This is a genomic window from Streptomyces sp. NPDC058674, from assembly GCF_042716505.1.
Classification (GTDB): Bacteria; Actinomycetota; Actinomycetes; order Streptomycetales; family Streptomycetaceae; genus Streptomyces.
In genome coordinates, this window is sequence record NZ_JBHXSC010000010.1 from 1 (window position 1) to 15,755 (window position 15,755).

Genomic DNA, 15,755 nt, shown 5'->3' on the forward strand with positions numbered 1-15,755 from the left:
CCGGGCATGCCGTTCGCGGTGGGCGGGCCCTCGTAGAAGACCCACTCGGGACGGCCCTCGGACTGCTCCAGCGTCTTGGCGAAGGTCTTGCTCTCGCGCCAGAAGTCCAGGACGGCGTGTTCGAGGGCGGGCAGGTCGACCTGGGCGGGAACCGGGCGGTACTGCGGCGGTGTGGTCATGAGGCTGAACTCTTCCTCCGGCGGGATGTCACGTCCGTCCGGAGGGACGAGAGCCATGGCTGCTGCTCCCGCGGTACCACCCTCCTTGGCCCCCGGACGGATCCGGCGGCCCCCTCATTGGGGTGCGAAGCCGGTTCTACTCGCGCGGCGCGGGGCCGTGGGCTCCGTACGCACTTTCTTCCGGCGGCTCAGGGGTGATCCTTCGCATCGCGCTCGCCCCCGGGCTCTCACCGTCCCCGGGTCGCTCCTGGCTGCGTCCGACGCTACTCGTCCCCGTCCATGCCTCTCGCTGGGCCCAGTGTACGGGCCGGGGGCGCGGTCGGCCGACCGGTTTGCGGGGGCGCGCCCGGCGGACGCCGGAGCGGCGCGCGGGGGATGCCGGAGCGGGCGCCGGACGGGGCGCGCCGGCGCGTGCCGGGCGGTCGCCGGTGTGACCCGGACGGGCTGACGCGCCGGTCCGGGATCCGGTGGGGCGCGAGGGACGGATTACCGGGCTCCGGGATGGGCACAACGGATGCAGGTTGGCCACGATGGGAGCGTGCCCCGTTGCCGCGGGGCCGGAGTCGATTTATCGTTCCGGCACGATTCGCGAGCAATGATCACAGTATGTGAAGGGGCCGCGGCCATGGTGGCGAAGAAGTCCGCCGGGAGTACTGCGAAGAGGGCCGCCGGCACGACAGCGGCGGCCGAGGACGAGGCTCCGGCCGAGAAGGTGACCGCTGCCCGCACGACGGGTGCCGTCGAGAGGCGCAAGGCCACGGCCAAGAAGGCCGCGGCCGAGGGGGCGGCGCATGCCGCGAAGAAGACGGGAGTCCGCAAAGTGGTTGCCAAGAAGAGCACCGGTACGGCGAGGAAGACGGCTGCGGCCGCCACCAGCGGGTTGCCCAAGGCCACGGTCACGGCGGTCACCGCGCCGGGCGAGCTCGCCGTGCGGGCCGGGGAGGACCCGTGGACGCAGGCGGAGGTCGACGACGCCCGCAGCGGCCTCATGTCCGAGGTGCTGCGGCTGCGCGCCGAACTGGACGCCTCCGAGGCGGCCATCTCCGGCCTGATGCGGGACTCCGGCGACGGCGCGGGCGACGACCAGGCCGACACCGGCACGAAGAACATCACCCGGGAGTCGGAGCTGGCGCTCGCGGCGAACGCCACCTCGATGCTGGAGCAGACCGAGCGGGCCCTGGAGCGGCTGGAGGCCGGCACCTACGGCCTCTGCGAGAACTGCGGCCGCCCGATCGGCAAGGCGAGGATGCAGGCCTTCCCGCGGGCCACGCTGTGCGTGGACTGCAAGCAGAAGCAGGAGCGGCGGCACTAGCCAGGCCGCCGCTCCCGGCCGGCGGGCGCCCGCTCCGGTGGGCGGGAGGGGGGCGGGGGCGCCGGGAGCGGGCGGTGGGAGGGCGGTCGGCGGGTGCCCTGACGTAGTCTCGTGTCCGTCAGGGTCCAGGAACCTGGCAGGGCTGTCGTCGGCAACCCGGTTCGAGCTAGTTCGAGGGACTCACGTGGCAGAGGCGGAGCGCATCATCGGTACGCCGGAGGTCGGGGACGACTCCCAGCCTGAGTCCGCCGAGCCCAGGGGGCACCGGCGGATCGTGGCACTGCTCGTGGTGGCGGTGCTCGCCTACGTGCTGGACCTCGGCAGCAAGCTGCTGGTCGTCGCGAAGCTGGAGCACCAGCCGCCGATCGAGATCGTCGGCGAGCTGCTGAAGTTCGAGGCGGTCCGCAACCCGGGTGCCGCGTTCGGCTTCGGCGAGGCCTTCACGATCCTCTTCACCTGCATCGCGGCCGCCGTGATCGTCGTGATCGTGCGGCTGGCCCGCAAGCTCTACAGCCTGCCGTGGGCCATCGCGCTGGGGCTGCTGCTCGGCGGTGCGCTGGGCAATCTGACCGACCGGATCTTCCGCGCCCCGGGTGTGTTCCGCGGCGCGGTCGTCGACTTCATCGCGCCGGCCCACTTCGCGGTCTTCAACCTCGCCGACTCGGCGATCGTGTGCGGCGGCATCCTGATCGTGCTCCTGTCGTTCAAGGGCCTGGACCCGGACGGCACCGTCCACAAGGACTGACCGGGGGCCGCTCGCGGGAGGCCACGTCTGCCGAGTCCTGCATACTCGACGGGTGAGTACGATTCCCGAGATCCGCACCCTGCCCGTTCCCGATGGCCTAGAGGGCGAGCGCGTCGACGCCGCCATCGCCCGTATGTTCGGATTTTCCCGGACGAAGGCGGCCGAACTCGCGGCCGCGGGGAAGGTGTCGGTCGACGGCAGTGTCGTCGGGAAGTCCGAGCGCGTGCACGGCGGCGCCTGGCTCGAAGTCGAGATGCCCGCCCCGCCGCGGCCCGTCGAGGTCATCGCCGAGCCCGTCCCCGGCATGGAGATCGTCCATGACGACGACGACATCGTCGTCATCATGAAGCCGGTGGGCGTCGCCGCCCACCCCAGCCCCGGCTGGACCGGCACCACCGTCATCGGCGGCCTCGCCGCGGCCGGCTACCGCATCTCCACCTCCGGCGCGGCCGAGCGCCAGGGCATCGTGCACCGCCTCGACGTCGGCACCTCCGGCCTGATGGCGGTCGCGAAGTCGGAGCGCGCCTACACCTCGCTCAAGAACCAGTTCCGCGAGCGGATCGTCGACAAGCGCTACCACGCGCTCGTGCAGGGCCACCCGGACCCGATGAGCGGCACGATCGACGCCCCGATCGGCCGCCACCCCACCGCGGACTACAAGTGGGCCGTGACCCAGGAGGGCAAGCCCTCCGTCACCCACTACGACCTGATCGAGGCCTTCCGGGCCGCCTCGCTGCTCGACATCAAGCTGGAGACGGGGCGCACGCACCAGATCCGCGTGCACATGGCCGCGCACCGCCACCCCTGCGTCGGCGACCTCACCTACGGCGCCGACCCGACCGTCGCCAAGCGGCTGGGGCTCACCCGGCAGTGGCTGCACGCGGTGCGGCTCGGCTTCGAGCACCCGTCGGACGGCCGGTGGGTCGAGTTCGCGAGCACCTACCCGGCGGACCTGCAGCACGCGCTGGACGTGATCCGGGCGGAGAGCGAGTGACCGCCTTCGCGGTCCGCGTGGCCTCGGGCGAGGCCGACATGGCGGCGTGCTTCGCCGTGCGGACCGAGGTGTTCGTGGTCGAGCAGGCCGTGCCGCCGTCGATCGAGTACGACGCGTACGACGCGGACGCGGTGCACGTCCTGGCCGTGGGGCCGGACGGAGCGCCGCTGGGCACGGGCCGACTGCTGCACGGCGCCGCGGCGCTGGCCAAGACCGGGTCCCAGGAGGTCGGCTCGCTGGGACGGCTCGCCGTGACCGCGGCCGCGCGGGGACTGGGCGTGGGCGTCGCGCTGGTCCGCGCCATCGAGGCGGAGGCGGCCGGGCGGGGCCTGACGGCCGTCGACCTGGGCGCGCAGACGCACGCGCTGGGCTTCTACGAGCGGCTCGGGTACACGGCGTACGGGCCGGAGTTCCAGGACGCGGGCATCCCGCACCGCGCCATGCGGCGCCCCCTCGCGGGAAGCTGACCCCACCTCCCGCCACCCGCCCGCCGTACGGCACCCGCGGCCGGGGCGCTGTGACCGTGCCCCGCCGGTCCGGCTGAGCTCGGGGGGCCGGGGCTCCGGGGGCCGGGCGGAGTGCCGACACGGGGCGTCGGGTCCCCGCCGCCCCCGTCGAGCGCGGCGGCCTGGCAGGGTGGGGGAGTGGATCAGCTCGCCCTGTTGTTCGTACTGCTGCTCGGTGCCGTGGTGACGGTGCCGCTCGGAGACCGGCTCGGGCTACCCGCGCCCGTCCTCATGACCCTCGGCGGCGTCGTCCTCGCCCTGGTGCCGGCCGTGCCGAACGTCGACATCCCGCCCGACTACATCCTCCCGCTGGTGCTGCCGCCGCTCCTGTACGCGTCCGTCCAGCGCACCTCCTGGCGCCAGTTCGCCGCCAACGTCCGGCCCATCCTGCTGCTGGCCGTGGCCCTGGTGTTCGTCACGACCGCCGCCGTCGCCGCCGTCGCCCACACCGTCGTGCCCGGGCTGCCCATCGCCGCAGCCGTGGCGCTCGGCGCGCTCGTCGCCCCGCCCGACCCGGTCGCCGCGACCGCGGTGGCCGGCTCGCTCGGGCTGCCCCGCCGCATGGTGTCCATCCTGGAGGGCGAGGGCCTGTTCAACGACGTGACGGCCATCGTGCTCTACCACGTGGCCATCGCCGCGGCCGTCAGCGGCAGCTTCTCCTGGCCGGACGCGCTCGGCGAGTTCGTCCTGTCCGCCGTCGTCGCGCTGGCCGTCGGGCTCGCCTTCGGCTGGATCACCAACCGGCTGATGGGGAAGCTCGGCGACGCCACCCTGCAGATCGGGCTGACCCTGCTGGTGCCGTTCGTCTCGTACGTGGTGGCGGAGGAGCTCCAGGGCTCGGGGGTGCTGGCGGTCCTGACGACGGCCCTGTTCCTGGCCGAGTACGCCTCCGACGCCGACGACGTGCTGGGCCGGCTCGCCGGGCACACCTTCTGGGAAGTCGTCGACATGCTCGTCACCGGGGTGGCGTTCGGGCTGATCGGCCTGGAGCTGCACAACGTGTTCGGCACGGCGCAGGGGCAGCTCGGCGAGATGGCCGGCTGGGCGGCGGTCGTGGTCGCGGTGGTCGTGGGCGTACGGCTGGTGTGGCTGCTGCCGGCCGGCTGGGTCGCCCAGAAGCTGCACAAGCGCCGGGACTACGACGAGGAGATCCCGGTGAGCTGGCGGGAGAGCGTGGTCATGTGGTGGGCCGGGATGCGGGGGGTGGCCTCGGTCGCCCTGGCCCTCGCGATCCCCCTGGAGACCGACGCGGGCGAGCCGTTCCCCGGACGGGACGAGATCGTCTTCATCGCCTTCGCGGTGATCATGACGACCCTGGTGCTGCAGGGCCTCACCCTTCCGTGGCTGGTGCGGCGGCTGGGGGTGGAGGCCGACTCCGACGCGGACCGGGACGCCGAGCGGGTGCTGGCGGTCCGCGCCGCCAAGGCCGCCAAACGGCGGCTCAAGGAGATCCAGGAGGTGGAGGAGCTGCCGGAGGACCTGGTGGAGACGCTGTACCGGCGGGCGTACGACGTCGGGGCCCGCATCAGCCCCGACATGGTCGACGAGGAGCGCCGGGAGGCGTACGCGCAGCGGGTGGAGCGGATCCGGCACGTCCAGCGGATCCAGCGGGAGATGATGTCGGCCGCCCGGCACGAGGTGCTGGCGGCGCGCAGCGAGCCGGGCTCGGACCCGGAGATCGTGGACCGGGTCCTGAGGCACCTGGACGTGCGCAGCCTGCGGAGCCCCTGACGGGCGGGGGCCGAAGGCCCGGTCCGGTCCGGAGCCCGGCCGGGCCGGGCGCCGCCGCCGGCTCAGGGGTGGGGCGTGGGAGGGATGGCCGCGCGGAAGCCCGGAGCGGCCGCCGCTTCGGACGTCACGATGCGGGGCAGGGCGTACGGGTGGTGGGCGACCAGCCAGCTGATCATGCGTTCGCGGACCTCGCAGCGCACGGTCCAGACGTCGTCGGCGTTCTTCGCCGTGACCACCGCGCGGACCTGGACCGTGTTGGGGGTGGTGTCGGTCACCGCCAGGCCGCTGCTGCGCCCGTCCCACTCGGGGATCTCCTTCAGCAGCTCCTGCAGGTACTCCCGCATCCGTTCGACCGGTGCGCTGTGGTCGAGGTGCCAGAAGACCGTCCCGGTCATCTCCGCGCCGCCGCGCGACCAGTTCTCGTACGGCTTGCTCGTGAAGTACGAGACCGGCATCGTGATCCGGCGCTCGTCCCAGGTGCGGACGGTGAGGAAGGTCAGGGTGATCTCCTCGACCGTGCCCCATTCCTTGTCGACGACCACCGTGTCGCCGATGCGCACGGTGTCGCCGAAGGCGATCTGCAGGCCGGCGAAGAGGTTGCCCAGCGAGGACTGGGCGGCGATGCCCGCCACGATGCCGAGCACGCCCGCCGAGGCCAGCATCGACGCGCCGAACGTCCGCATCGGGGGGAAGGTCAGCAGCATCGCCGCGAGCGCCACCACGACCACGACCGCCGTGACCACGCGCTGGATCAGCGTGACCTGGGTGCGCACCCGGCGGACCCGCGCGGCGTCCTGGGCCACCGAGGCGTAGCGCGCGTACGAGGCGTCGACCACGGCCGTCGCGATGCGGACGGCCAGCCAGGCCGCGGAGGCGATCGTCACCAGGGTGAGGGCGCGGCCGATGTAGAACGCGTACTCGGGGAGGAGCCCCGCCGACCGGTAGGACCCTCTGAGCAGCGCGGTGCACAGCACCAGCTGGAAGGGGATGCGGCAGCGCCTCAGCAGACCCCACAGCGGGGTCTCCGGGTGCCGGGCGTCGATCCGGCGCAGCAACAGGTCGAGCAGCCACCCCGCCAGCAGGGTGAGCAGCAGCGAACCGCCGATGACGATCAGTGGGCGTATCACGGGCTCCATCTCCATAGGGGGAAACGTAACCGGAGGGCTCCTGCGGAAACTGGCACGATGGAGTCATGAACATCATGCTCTTCCACTCGACGTACGGGCTGCGGCCCGCGGTGCACGCGGCAGCCGACCGGCTGCGCGCGGCCGGGCACCAGGTCCAGGTACCGGACCTCTTCGAGGGACGTACCTCCGACACCGTCGAGGCGGGCATGGCGCTGCGGGACGAGATCGGCCGTGACGAGCTGCTCAGGCGCGCGGTGCTGGCCTCCGCGCCCTTCTCCGACCAGGGCCTGGTCTACGCGGGCCTCTCCTTCGGCGGCTCCATCGCCCAACACCTGGCGCTGGCCGACGAGAAGGCGCGCGGGCTGCTGCTCCTGCACGGGACGGCCGACCTGGAGGACGACGCCTCGGTGGACGGGCTGCCCGTGCAGCTGCACATCGCGGACCCCGACCCGTTCGAACCGCACGACTGGCTGACCGCCTGGTACCTGCGGATGCAGCGGGCCGGGGCCGACGTGGAGGTCCACAGCTACCCGGGCGCCGGGCACCTGTTCACCGACCCGGAGCTGGACGACTACGACGCGGAGGCGGCCGAGCAGGCGTGGAAGGCCGCACTCGGCTTCCTCGACACCCTGTAGGCGCACGCCGCGCGGCCCCCGTCCCCGGGGCCGCGCGGCGTGCGGGACGGAAAGGGGCGCCCGGCCGGACCGGACGCCCCTTCCGTACGGCCGGCCGGGCGTCAGCGCACCGGCCGGTCCACCCGCTCCACCTGCTGGGTGCCGTTCCGGGTCCGGTACGAGCGCGACCAGGCGGCGGTGGCGTCCTGCCGCCGCTTGTCGGAGACGACGTAGTAGTCCATCTGCGAGCGCTCCGCCGTCACGTCCAGCACGCCGTAGCCGTGTGCGTCCATGTCCAGCCACTTCACGTGCCAGTTGGCGGCCTTGACGGCCGACTCGGCGACCAGTGAGGCGGTGTCGGCCGGGACGTGGAGGATGTCGTCCAGGTTGTCGGAGGTGACCGAGGTGACCACGAACTCGGTCGCCGCCGTCCCCGAGCCCGGGTAGGTCGCCATGTTCACCGGAACCTCGTTCGCCCACGCCATGTGGATGTCGCCGGTCAGGAACACCGTGTTCTTGATCCCCCGGTCCTTGAGGTGGCCCAGGAGCTCCTTGCGGTCGTCTGTGTAGCCGTCCCACTGGTCCACGTTGACCGCGAGGCCGCCCTCGGGCAGGCCGAGCAGCTTGGCGAGCGGCTTCAGCAGGTGGGCGGGGAGCGAGCCGAAGGCGACCGGCGAGATCATCACCGAGGTGCCGACCAGCTTCCAGGTCGCGTCGGAGCCGGCCAGGCCCGCCTTGAGCCAGTCCAGCTGGGCCCGCCCGGTGAGCGTGCGCTCCGGGTCGTCCACCCCGCCGCTGCCGACCTTGACCTGCTCCGAGCGGAAGGAGCGCAGGTCCAGCAGGTGCAGGTCGGCGAGGGTGCCGAAGCGCAGCCTGCGGTAGACGGTGCCGGCGATGGAGGCGCGTACCGGCATCCACTCGAAGTACGCCTGCTTGGCGGCTGCCGCGCGGCCCGCCCACTCGCCCTCGGTTCCCGGGGTGTGGTTCTGTGCGCCCCCCGCCCAGGCGTCGTTGGCGAACTCGTGGTCGTCCCATATGGCGACGACCGGGTGCGCGTGGTGCAGCGCCTGGAGGTCGGGGTCGGTCTTGTACCTGCCGTGCCGGGTGCGGTAGTCGGCGAGGGTGACGATCTCGTGCCGGGGCTCGTGCGGGCGCACGACGTACTTGCCCTCCGGGTAGCCCCCCGAGGCGTACTCGTAGACGTAGTCCCCCAGGTGCAGCACCGCGTGCAGGTCGCCGCGGGCGGCCAGGTGCCGGTAGGCCGAGAAGTAGCCGGACTCCCAGTTCGCGCAGGAGACCACGCCGAAGCGCACCCCGTCGGTCGTCGTTCCGGCGGCGGGCGTGGTCAGCGTCCGGCCGGTCGGGGAGACGGCGGAGCCGACGGTGAAGCGGTACCAGTACGGGGTCTGCGGGCTCAGGCCGCGCACGTCCACCTTGACCGTGTGGTCGGTGGCGGCGGAGGCGGTGACGGTCCCGGCGGCGACGATCCGGGAGAAGGCCTTGTCCGAGGCCACCTGCCAGTCCACCTGGACGGCCGGGCCCAGGCCGGAGCCGGGCACCGCCTCGGCGGTCGGGGTGACGCGGGTCCAGAGCAGGACCCCGTCGGGCAGCGGATCGCCGGAGGCGACGCCGTGCAGGAACGCGGGAGCGCTCTGGGCGGCCTGGGCGGCGGAGGCGCCCAGCGCGGTGATCGGGGCCAGCGCGGCCGTGGCGGCCGCGGCCAGGACCACCGTGCGCCGGCGTGGAGTGGGGACACCCGTGGATGAGGGTGCGGAGGAAGGGAGATGACTGGTCACGGATGATCATGTTACTGGCGGGTATGACCCTCCGTACATCCCCCGGGACGCAACGGGCGGGCGAACTCCAGGAGTTCGCCCGCCCGTCGTGGCCTGAATCAGCCGGCGACGGCCTTGTCGATCGCCTGCGTGAACGCCTCCGACGTGGCCGGAGTCTCGATCTTCTTGCCGTCCATCTTCAGCGTCGGGGTCCCCGTGACACCGGACTTGTTGAAGGATTTGGCCATTTCCAGTGCCCACCGGTCGTACGTGCCGTCCTCGACGGCCTTCTTGAACTCGGCGTTGCCCTTGAGCGCCGGGACCGTGTCCGCGACCTTCAGCAGGTAGTCGTCCTTGGCGAAGCTGTCTACGGTCTCCTCGGGGTGCAGCTCCTTGGAGTAGAGCGCCGCCTTGTAGTCGAGGAAGGCCTGCGGGCCGACGTTCAGCGCCGCGCCCAGGGCGCTCAGCGCGTTCTTCGAACCCTCGCCCTTGACGGCGTTGTCGATGAAGGTGGCGCCGAAGAACCGGAGCTTGTACTTGCCGGCGTCGACGTCCTTCTTGACCTGCTCGCCGACCGCCTGCTCGAACGAGGCGCACGCCGGGCAGCGGGAGTCCTCGTAGAGCTCCAGGGTCTTCTTCGCGTCGGCCTTGCCGACGACGACCGTGGTGCCGTTCTCGCCCTCGGTGTTCTTCGGCTGGACCAGCTCGGCCTCGGCGGCCTTCTCCCAGTAGCCGGGCTGGTTGGCCTGGACGGCCCAGTAGCCGATGCCGCCGGCGAGGGCCAGGACGGCCAGGACCGTGCCGGCCACGGTCAGCTGGCGGCGCACCTTGTCCTTCTTCGCCTGCGCCTCGCGCTCGGCGCGCAGCCGCTCGCGGGCCGCTGCCTTGTTCGCCTGGCTGTTGCGTGAACTCATGGTGGTCTCCTGGGACGTGACGTGATGGGGGTGCCGTACGTGCGTCAGGCGCGGGCGAGCGCGCCGAGCACGGGAGGACCCCGCCGTCCCACGGAGTGCACGGGGAAGCGGGTACGGGCCCGCGCGCCCGGCAGCACCGGCCGGGGCACCCGGCGCGGCGGACCGGCGGCCGCCGCGACCGGCGCCGCCGCCAGCCGCAGCGGCCGGAACGCGAAGGCGCCCATTGCCCGCAGCAGCTGGGCCAGCGCCCGCTCACCGCCGTGCAGCCAGCCGGCCGCGACCAGCCCGACGCCGACGTGGGCGCCCAGCAGCAGCCAGGGCGTCCAGGGCCCGGGCGCGGCCAGCAGCGCGGCCGGGTCGGCGGCGGGCCCGGCCACCTCGGCGAGCGGTCCGCCCACCGGTGTGCCGCCGCACAGGTCGTCCAGGCCCAGCGCCCGCAGCGGGCCGGAGACCGGCCCGCCCGCAGGGCCGTAGCACAGGTGCTGTCCGGCGGTGAAGACGGTGTCGGCGGCCAGCTCCAGGGGCACCAGCAGGCCGGCGATCGGGCCGAAGGCCCGCGCGCGGCCCGCCAGCGCGTACGCGATCACGAAGACGGTGGCGAAGGCCCCCGCCAGCAGCGAGGGCGGCAGCGGCACCCGGGACATCAGGACGTGCGAGCCGGCCGAGAGCAGCACGACGAGCGCACTGAACAGCCCGGCCCGCAGCCCCCTCGGTCCCGTCCCTGATATGTCCATCGCCGCGAGTGTGCCACGAGTCCCTGTGGGGACGGCCCACGGGGCCCGGACCGCGGGGTCTACGGCATGATCCGGCCGTTGCGGAACAGGTCCACGAAGATCTGGTGGTCCGCCCGGGCCCGGGCGCCGTAGGTGTGGGCGAAGTCGACGAGCAGCTCCGCGAAGCCCTCCTCGTCGGCCGCGATGGCCGCGTCGATGGCCCGCTCGGTGGAGAAGGGGACCAGGGAGTGGCCGCTCTCCGCCGCGTCGGCCGCGCCGTGCATGGTGGCCGTGGCCCGGCCCAGGTCCGCGACGACGGCGGCGATCTCCTCCGGATCGTCCAGGTCCGACCAGTCCAGGTCCACGGCGTACGGGGAGACCTCCGCCACCAGCTGCCCGGCGCCGTCCAGCTCCGTCCAGCCCAGCCACGGGTCGGCGTGCGCCTGCAGCGCCCGCTGGGAGATCACCGTGCGGTGGCCCTCGTGCCGGAAGTACTCCCGCACCGCCCGGTCGGTGATGTGGCGGGACACGGCCGGTGTCTGCGCCTGCTTGAGGTAGATCACGACGTCGTTCTCCAGGGCGTCGCTGTGCCCTTCCAGCAGGATGTTGTACGAGGGCAGCCCGGCCGAGCCGATGCCGACGCCGCGGCGGCCCACCACGTCCTTGACCCGGTAGGAGTCCGGCCGCACGAGGGACTCGTCGGGCAGGGTCTCCAAGTACCCGTCGAAGGCGTCCAGCACCTTGTAGCGGGTGGCCGCGTCCAGCTCGACGGTGCCCGGGCCGGGCGCGAAGCGGCGCTCGAACTCGCGGATCTCGGTCATCGAGTCCAGCAGCGCGAAGCGGGTGCGCGACCGGGCCGCGCGCAGGGCCCCCAGCAGCGGGCCGTCGGCGGTGTCCAGGGTGAAGGAGGGGACCTCCTCGTACTTGGCCCCGGCGGCCAGGCGGTGGACGCGCTCGCGGTAGGCGGCGGCGTAGGTCCGCACCAGTGCGCTGATCTGGCCGTCGCTGAGCGCCTTGGTGTAGCCGATCAGCGCCACGGAGGCCGCGAACCGCTTCAGGTCCCAGGTGAAGGGGCCCACGTAGGCCTCGTCGAAGTCGTTGACGTTGAAGACCAGCCGGCCGTTGGAGTCCATGTACGTGCCGAAGTTCTCCGCGTGGAGATCACCGTGGATCCACACCCGGCCCGTCCGCTCGTCCAGGTACGGGCCGCCGTGCCGGTCGGCCTCCAGGTCCGCGTAGAAGAGGCAGGCGGTGCCCCGGTAGAAGGCGAAGGCCGAGGCCGCCATCTTCCGGAATTTGACCTGGAAGGCGGCCGGGTCGGCGGCGAGGAGCTCGCCGAACGCGGTGGCGAACACCTCGAGTATCTGCTCGGCGCGCTGCTCTTCGGTCGTCTCGGGAACCGCCATGGCGGATGCCTCCTGGTGGCGCTGGGTGGATCACGTTGTGGATCTTGATGGCCGGACGGTGTCCTTGTTCGTGCAACGCATGACCGTACCGGTCGGTGCCCGGAATGTGTCAGCGGGGAGACGTAGACTTCGAGGCTGCCCCCCTCACTCCCGGCCGGAGGACTCCCACTGTGACCAAGCCGCCGTTCACGCACCTGCACGTCCACACCCAGTACTCCCTGCTGGACGGTGCCGCGCGGCTGAAGGACATGTTCAACGCGTGCAACGAGATGGGCATGTCGCACATCGCCATGTCCGACCACGGCAACCTGCACGGCGCCTACGACTTCTTCCACACCGCGAAGAAGGCCGGGATCACGCCGATCATCGGCATCGAGGCGTACGTCGCCCCCGAGTCCCGGCGCAACAAGCGGCGCATCCAGTGGGGCCAGCCGCACCAGAAGCGCGACGACGTCTCCGGCTCCGGCGGCTACACGCACAAGACGATCTGGGCGGCGAACGCCACCGGCCTGAACAACCTCTTCCGGCTGTCCTCCGACGCGTACGCCGAGGGCTGGCTCACCAAGTGGCCCCGCATGGACAAGGAGACCATCAGCCAGTGGTCCGAGGGGCTCATCGCCTCCACCGGCTGCCCCTCCGGCGAGGTCCAGACCCGGCTGCGCCTCGGCCAGTTCGACGAGGCCCTCAAGGCGGCCTCCGAGTACCAGGACATCTTCGGCAAGGGCCGGTACTTCCTGGAGCTGATGGACCACGGCATCGAGATCGAGCGCCGGGTCCGCGACGGGCTGCTGGAGATCGGCCGGAAGCTCGGCATCCCGCCGCTGGTCACCAACGACTCGCACTACACCTACGCCAGCGAGGCCGGCGCCCACGACGCGCTGCTGTGCATCCAGACCGGCAAGAACCTCTCCGACCCGGACCGCTTCCGCTTCGACGGCACCGGCTACTACCTGAAGTCCACGGAGGAGATGTACGCCATCGACTCCTCGGACGCCTGGCAGGAGGGCTGCGCCAACACCCGCCTCGTCGCGGAGCAGGTCGACACCGAGGGCATGTTCCAGTTCCGGAACCTCATGCCGAAGTTCGACATCCCGGACGGCTACACCGAGGTCACCTGGTTCCGCGAGGAGACCATGCGCGGCATGGAGCGCCGCTACCCGGGGGGCATCCCCGAGGACCGGATGAAGCAGGCCGAGTACGAGATGGACACAATCATCTCGATGGGCTTCCCCGGCTACTTCCTCGTGGTCGCCGACTTCATCATGTGGGCCAAGAACCAGGGCATCGCGGTGGGCCCGGGCCGCGGCTCCGCGGCCGGCTCGATCGTCGCGTACGCCATGGGCATCACCGACCTCGACCCGATCACCCACGGCCTGATCTTCGAGCGCTTCCTGAACCCCGAGCGCGTCTCCATGCCCGATGTCGACATCGACTTCGACGAGCGCAGGCGCGTCGAGGTGATCCGGTACGTGACCGAGAAGTACGGCGCCGACAAGGTCGCCATGATCGGCACCTACGGCACGATCAAGGCCAAGAACGCCATCAAGGACTCCGCGCGCGTCCTGGGCTACCCCTACGCCATGGGCGACCGCCTCACCAAGGCCATGCCCGCCGACGTCCTCGGCAAGGGCATCCCGCTCTCCGGCATCCTCGACCCGACGCACCCCCGCTACGGCGAGGCCGGCGAGATCCGCGGGATGTACGAGAACGAGCCGGACGTGAAGAAGGTCATCGACACCGCCCGCGGCGTGGAGGGCCTGGTCCGCCAGATGGGCGTGCACGCGGCCGGCGTGATCATGTCCAGCGAGACCATCACCGACCACGTGCCCGTCTGGGTGCGGCACTCCGACGGCGTCACCATCACCCAGTGGGACTACCCGAGCTGCGAATCGCTCGGCCTGCTGAAGATGGACTTCCTCGGCCTGCGCAACCTCACGATCATGGACGACGCCGTCAAGATGGTGAAGGCCAACAAGGGGATCGACATCGATCTCCTCGGCCTCCCGCTCGACGACCCCAAGACCTTCGAACTGCTCGGCCGCGGCGACACCCTCGGCGTCTTCCAGTTCGACGGCGGGCCCATGCGCTCCCTGCTGCGCCTGATGAAGCCCGACAACTTCGAGGACATCTCCGCCGTCTCGGCCCTGTACCGGCCGGGCCCGATGGGCATGAACTCGCACACGAACTACGCCCTGCGCAAGAACAAGCAGCAGGAGATCACCCCGATCCACCCGGAGCTGGAGGGCCCCCTCGAAGAGGTCCTCGCGGTCACCTACGGCCTGATCGTCTACCAGGAGCAGGTCCAGAAGGCCGCCCAGATCATCGCCGGGTACTCGCTCGGCGAGGCAGACATCCTGCGCCGCGTGATGGGCAAGAAGAAGCCCGACGAGCTGGCGAAGAACTTCGTCATCTTCGAGGCGGGCGCCAAGAAGAAGGGCTTCAGCGACCAGGCGATCAAGGCCCTGTGGGACGTCCTGGTCCCCTTCGCCGGCTACGCCTTCAACAAGGCCCACTCCGCCGCGTACGGCCTGGTCTCCTACTGGACCGCCTACCTCAAGGCGAACTTCCCGGCCGAGTACATGGCCGGCCTGCTCACCTCGGTCAAGGACGACAAGGACAAGTCCGCGATCTACCTGAACGAGTGCCGGCGCATGGGCATCAAGGTCCTGCCGCCGAACGTGAACGAGTCCGAGCCGAACTTCGCCGCCCAGGGCGACGACGTGATCCTCTTCGGCCTCACCGCCGTCCGCAACGTCGGCTCCAACGTCGTGGAGTCGATCATCAAGAGCCGCAAGGCCAAGGGGAAGTTCTCCTCCTTCCCCGACTTCCTGGACAAGGTCGAGGCCGTCGTCTGCAACAAGCGGACCGTCGAGTCGCTGATCAAGGCCGGCGCCTTCGACGAGATGGGCCACACCCGCAAGGGCCTCGTCGCCCACCACGAGTCGATGATCGACAACGTGGTGGCGGTCAAGCGCAAGGAGGCCGAGGGGCAGTTCGACCTGTTCGGCGCGATGGGCGACGAGAGCGCCGGGGACGAGCCGGGCTTCGGCCTCGACGTGGAGTTCTCCGACGTCGAGTGGGAGAAGTCCTACCTGCTCGCCCAGGAGCGCGAGATGCTCGGCCTCTACGTCTCCGACCACCCGCTCTTCGGCCTGGAGCACGTGCTGTCCGACAAGACGGACGCCGGCATCTCCCAGCTCACCGGCGGCGAGCACTCCGACGGCGCGGTCGTCACCATCGGCGGCATCATCTCCGGCCTGCAGCGCAAGATGACCAAGCAGGGCAACGCCTGGGCCATCGCCACCGTCGAGGACCTGGCCGGCTCCATCGAGTGCATGTTCTTCCCCGCGACCTACCAGCTCGTCTCCACCCAGCTGGTCGAGGACACGGTCGTCTTCGTCAAGGGCCGCCTCGACAAGCGCGAGGACGTCCCGCGCCTGGTCGCCATGGAGATGATGGTCCCCGACATCTCCTCGGCCGGGACCAACGCACCCGTCGTCCTCACCATCCCGACCGTCAAGGTCACCCCGCCGATGGTGACCCGGCTGGGCGAGATCCTGCGCCACCACCACGGCAACACCGAGGTGCGGATCAAGCTCCAGGGCCCGCGCTCGACCACGGTCCTGCGCCTCGACAAGCACCGGGTCAAGCCCGACCCGGCGCTCTTCGGCGACCTCAAGGTCCTGCTCGGCCCGTCCTGCCTGGCCGGCTAGGCGACGGCCGCCCCCGCGCACGGAAG

13 protein-coding genes are annotated in these 15,755 nt (G+C 71.5%); 7 read left to right on the forward strand and 6 right to left on the reverse strand.

Features of this window, described 5'->3' with window-relative positions; genetic code table 11:
- Window positions 1-179 (reverse strand): class I tRNA ligase family protein (locus ACFWU6_RS07880; protein WP_383979452.1); only part of this gene is annotated, 179 nt, incomplete at its 3' end.
- A gap of 625 nt (window positions 180-804) precedes the next feature.
- On the opposite strand from ACFWU6_RS07880, the gene ACFWU6_RS07885 reads away from it, so the two are divergent.
- The 5 genes from ACFWU6_RS07885 (at window position 805) to ACFWU6_RS07905 (ending at window position 5,467) form a co-directional block, all read left to right on the forward strand.
- Window positions 805-1,491, forward strand: coding sequence for a TraR/DksA family transcriptional regulator (locus ACFWU6_RS07885; RefSeq protein WP_383979303.1), 687 nt, complete (start codon window positions 805-807; stop codon window positions 1,489-1,491).
- A 184-nt stretch (window positions 1,492-1,675) separates the two neighbouring features.
- On the forward strand, window positions 1,676-2,236 hold the full coding sequence (gene lspA, locus ACFWU6_RS07890; RefSeq protein ID WP_383809659.1) for a signal peptidase II: 561 nt from the start codon (window positions 1,676-1,678) through the stop codon (window positions 2,234-2,236).
- Between the two features lie 52 nt (window positions 2,237-2,288).
- On the forward strand, window positions 2,289-3,230 hold the full coding sequence (locus ACFWU6_RS07895; protein WP_383809656.1) for an RluA family pseudouridine synthase: 942 nt from the start codon (window positions 2,289-2,291) through the stop codon (window positions 3,228-3,230).
- A gap of 38 nt (window positions 3,231-3,268) precedes the next feature.
- Window positions 3,269-3,697, forward strand: a complete 429-nt coding sequence (locus ACFWU6_RS07900) for a GNAT family N-acetyltransferase (protein WP_383979455.1) — start codon at window positions 3,269-3,271, stop codon at window positions 3,695-3,697.
- Window positions 3,698-3,874: 177 nt separating this feature from the next.
- Window positions 3,875-5,467 (forward strand): Na+/H+ antiporter, encoded by a 1,593-nt coding sequence (locus tag ACFWU6_RS07905; protein WP_383809653.1) that lies wholly within the window; start codon window positions 3,875-3,877, stop codon window positions 5,465-5,467.
- 62 nt (window positions 5,468-5,529) lie between these two features.
- Here ACFWU6_RS07905 and ACFWU6_RS07910 read toward each other — a convergent pair whose 3' ends face one another.
- On the reverse strand, window positions 5,530-6,603 hold the full coding sequence (locus ACFWU6_RS07910) for a mechanosensitive ion channel family protein (RefSeq protein WP_383809665.1): 1,074 nt from the start codon (window positions 6,601-6,603) through the stop codon (window positions 5,530-5,532).
- A gap of 56 nt (window positions 6,604-6,659) precedes the next feature.
- Between ACFWU6_RS07910 and ACFWU6_RS07915 the strand changes: the two genes are divergently transcribed.
- The gene (locus ACFWU6_RS07915) at window positions 6,660-7,229 is read left to right on the forward strand and encodes a dienelactone hydrolase family protein (RefSeq protein WP_383809650.1); all 570 of its coding nucleotides are present in this window, start codon (window positions 6,660-6,662) and stop codon (window positions 7,227-7,229) included.
- A 101-nt stretch (window positions 7,230-7,330) separates the two neighbouring features.
- Here the strand turns inward: ACFWU6_RS07915 and ACFWU6_RS07920 are convergent, their stop codons facing one another.
- The 4 genes from ACFWU6_RS07920 to ACFWU6_RS07935 form a co-directional block, all read right to left on the reverse strand.
- Window positions 7,331-9,004: an alkaline phosphatase D family protein gene (locus ACFWU6_RS07920; protein WP_383979306.1), complete on the reverse strand. Its 1,674-nt coding sequence runs from the start codon at window positions 9,002-9,004 to the stop codon at window positions 7,331-7,333.
- A 98-nt stretch (window positions 9,005-9,102) separates the two neighbouring features.
- Complete coding sequence (locus ACFWU6_RS07925) at window positions 9,103-9,897, reverse strand: DsbA family protein (RefSeq protein WP_383809644.1); 795 nt, start codon at window positions 9,895-9,897, stop codon at window positions 9,103-9,105.
- A 44-nt stretch (window positions 9,898-9,941) separates the two neighbouring features.
- Window positions 9,942-10,631: a hypothetical protein gene (locus ACFWU6_RS07930; RefSeq protein ID WP_383809641.1), complete on the reverse strand. Its 690-nt coding sequence runs from the start codon at window positions 10,629-10,631 to the stop codon at window positions 9,942-9,944.
- A gap of 59 nt (window positions 10,632-10,690) precedes the next feature.
- A complete protein-coding gene (locus tag ACFWU6_RS07935) occupies window positions 10,691-12,016 on the reverse strand; it encodes a DUF2252 domain-containing protein (protein WP_383979309.1) in 1,326 nt (441 codons plus the stop codon).
- A gap of 170 nt (window positions 12,017-12,186) precedes the next feature.
- On the opposite strand from ACFWU6_RS07935, the gene dnaE reads away from it, so the two are divergent.
- Window positions 12,187-15,729 carry a DNA polymerase III subunit alpha gene (gene dnaE, locus ACFWU6_RS07940; protein ID WP_383809635.1) on the forward strand — a complete coding sequence of 1,181 codons (3,543 nt, stop codon included), beginning with the start codon at window positions 12,187-12,189 and terminating at the stop codon, window positions 15,727-15,729.
- The last annotated feature ends 26 nt before the right edge of the window (window positions 15,730-15,755 follow it).

Bases quoted from the DNA above. Each gene is read 5' to 3' on its own strand.
- ACFWU6_RS07885 (WP_383979303.1), top strand. From the start codon at position 805: ATGGTGGCGAAGAAGTCCGCCGGGAGTACTGCGAAGAGGGCCGCCGGC.
- ACFWU6_RS07900 (WP_383979455.1), top strand. From the start codon at position 3,269: ATGGCGGCGTGCTTCGCCGTGCGGACCGAGGTGTTCGTGGTCGAGCAG.
- ACFWU6_RS07910 (WP_383809665.1), bottom strand. From the start codon at position 6,603: ATGGAGCCCGTGATACGCCCACTGATCGTCATCGGCGGTTCGCTGCTG.
- ACFWU6_RS07915 (WP_383809650.1), top strand. From the start codon at position 6,660: ATGAACATCATGCTCTTCCACTCGACGTACGGGCTGCGGCCCGCGGTG.
- ACFWU6_RS07925 (WP_383809644.1), bottom strand. From the start codon at position 9,897: ATGAGTTCACGCAACAGCCAGGCGAACAAGGCAGCGGCCCGCGAGCGG.
- ACFWU6_RS07930 (WP_383809641.1), bottom strand. From the start codon at position 10,631: ATGGACATATCAGGGACGGGACCGAGGGGGCTGCGGGCCGGGCTGTTC.
- ACFWU6_RS07935 (WP_383979309.1), bottom strand. From the start codon at position 12,016: ATGGCGGTTCCCGAGACGACCGAAGAGCAGCGCGCCGAGCAGATACTC.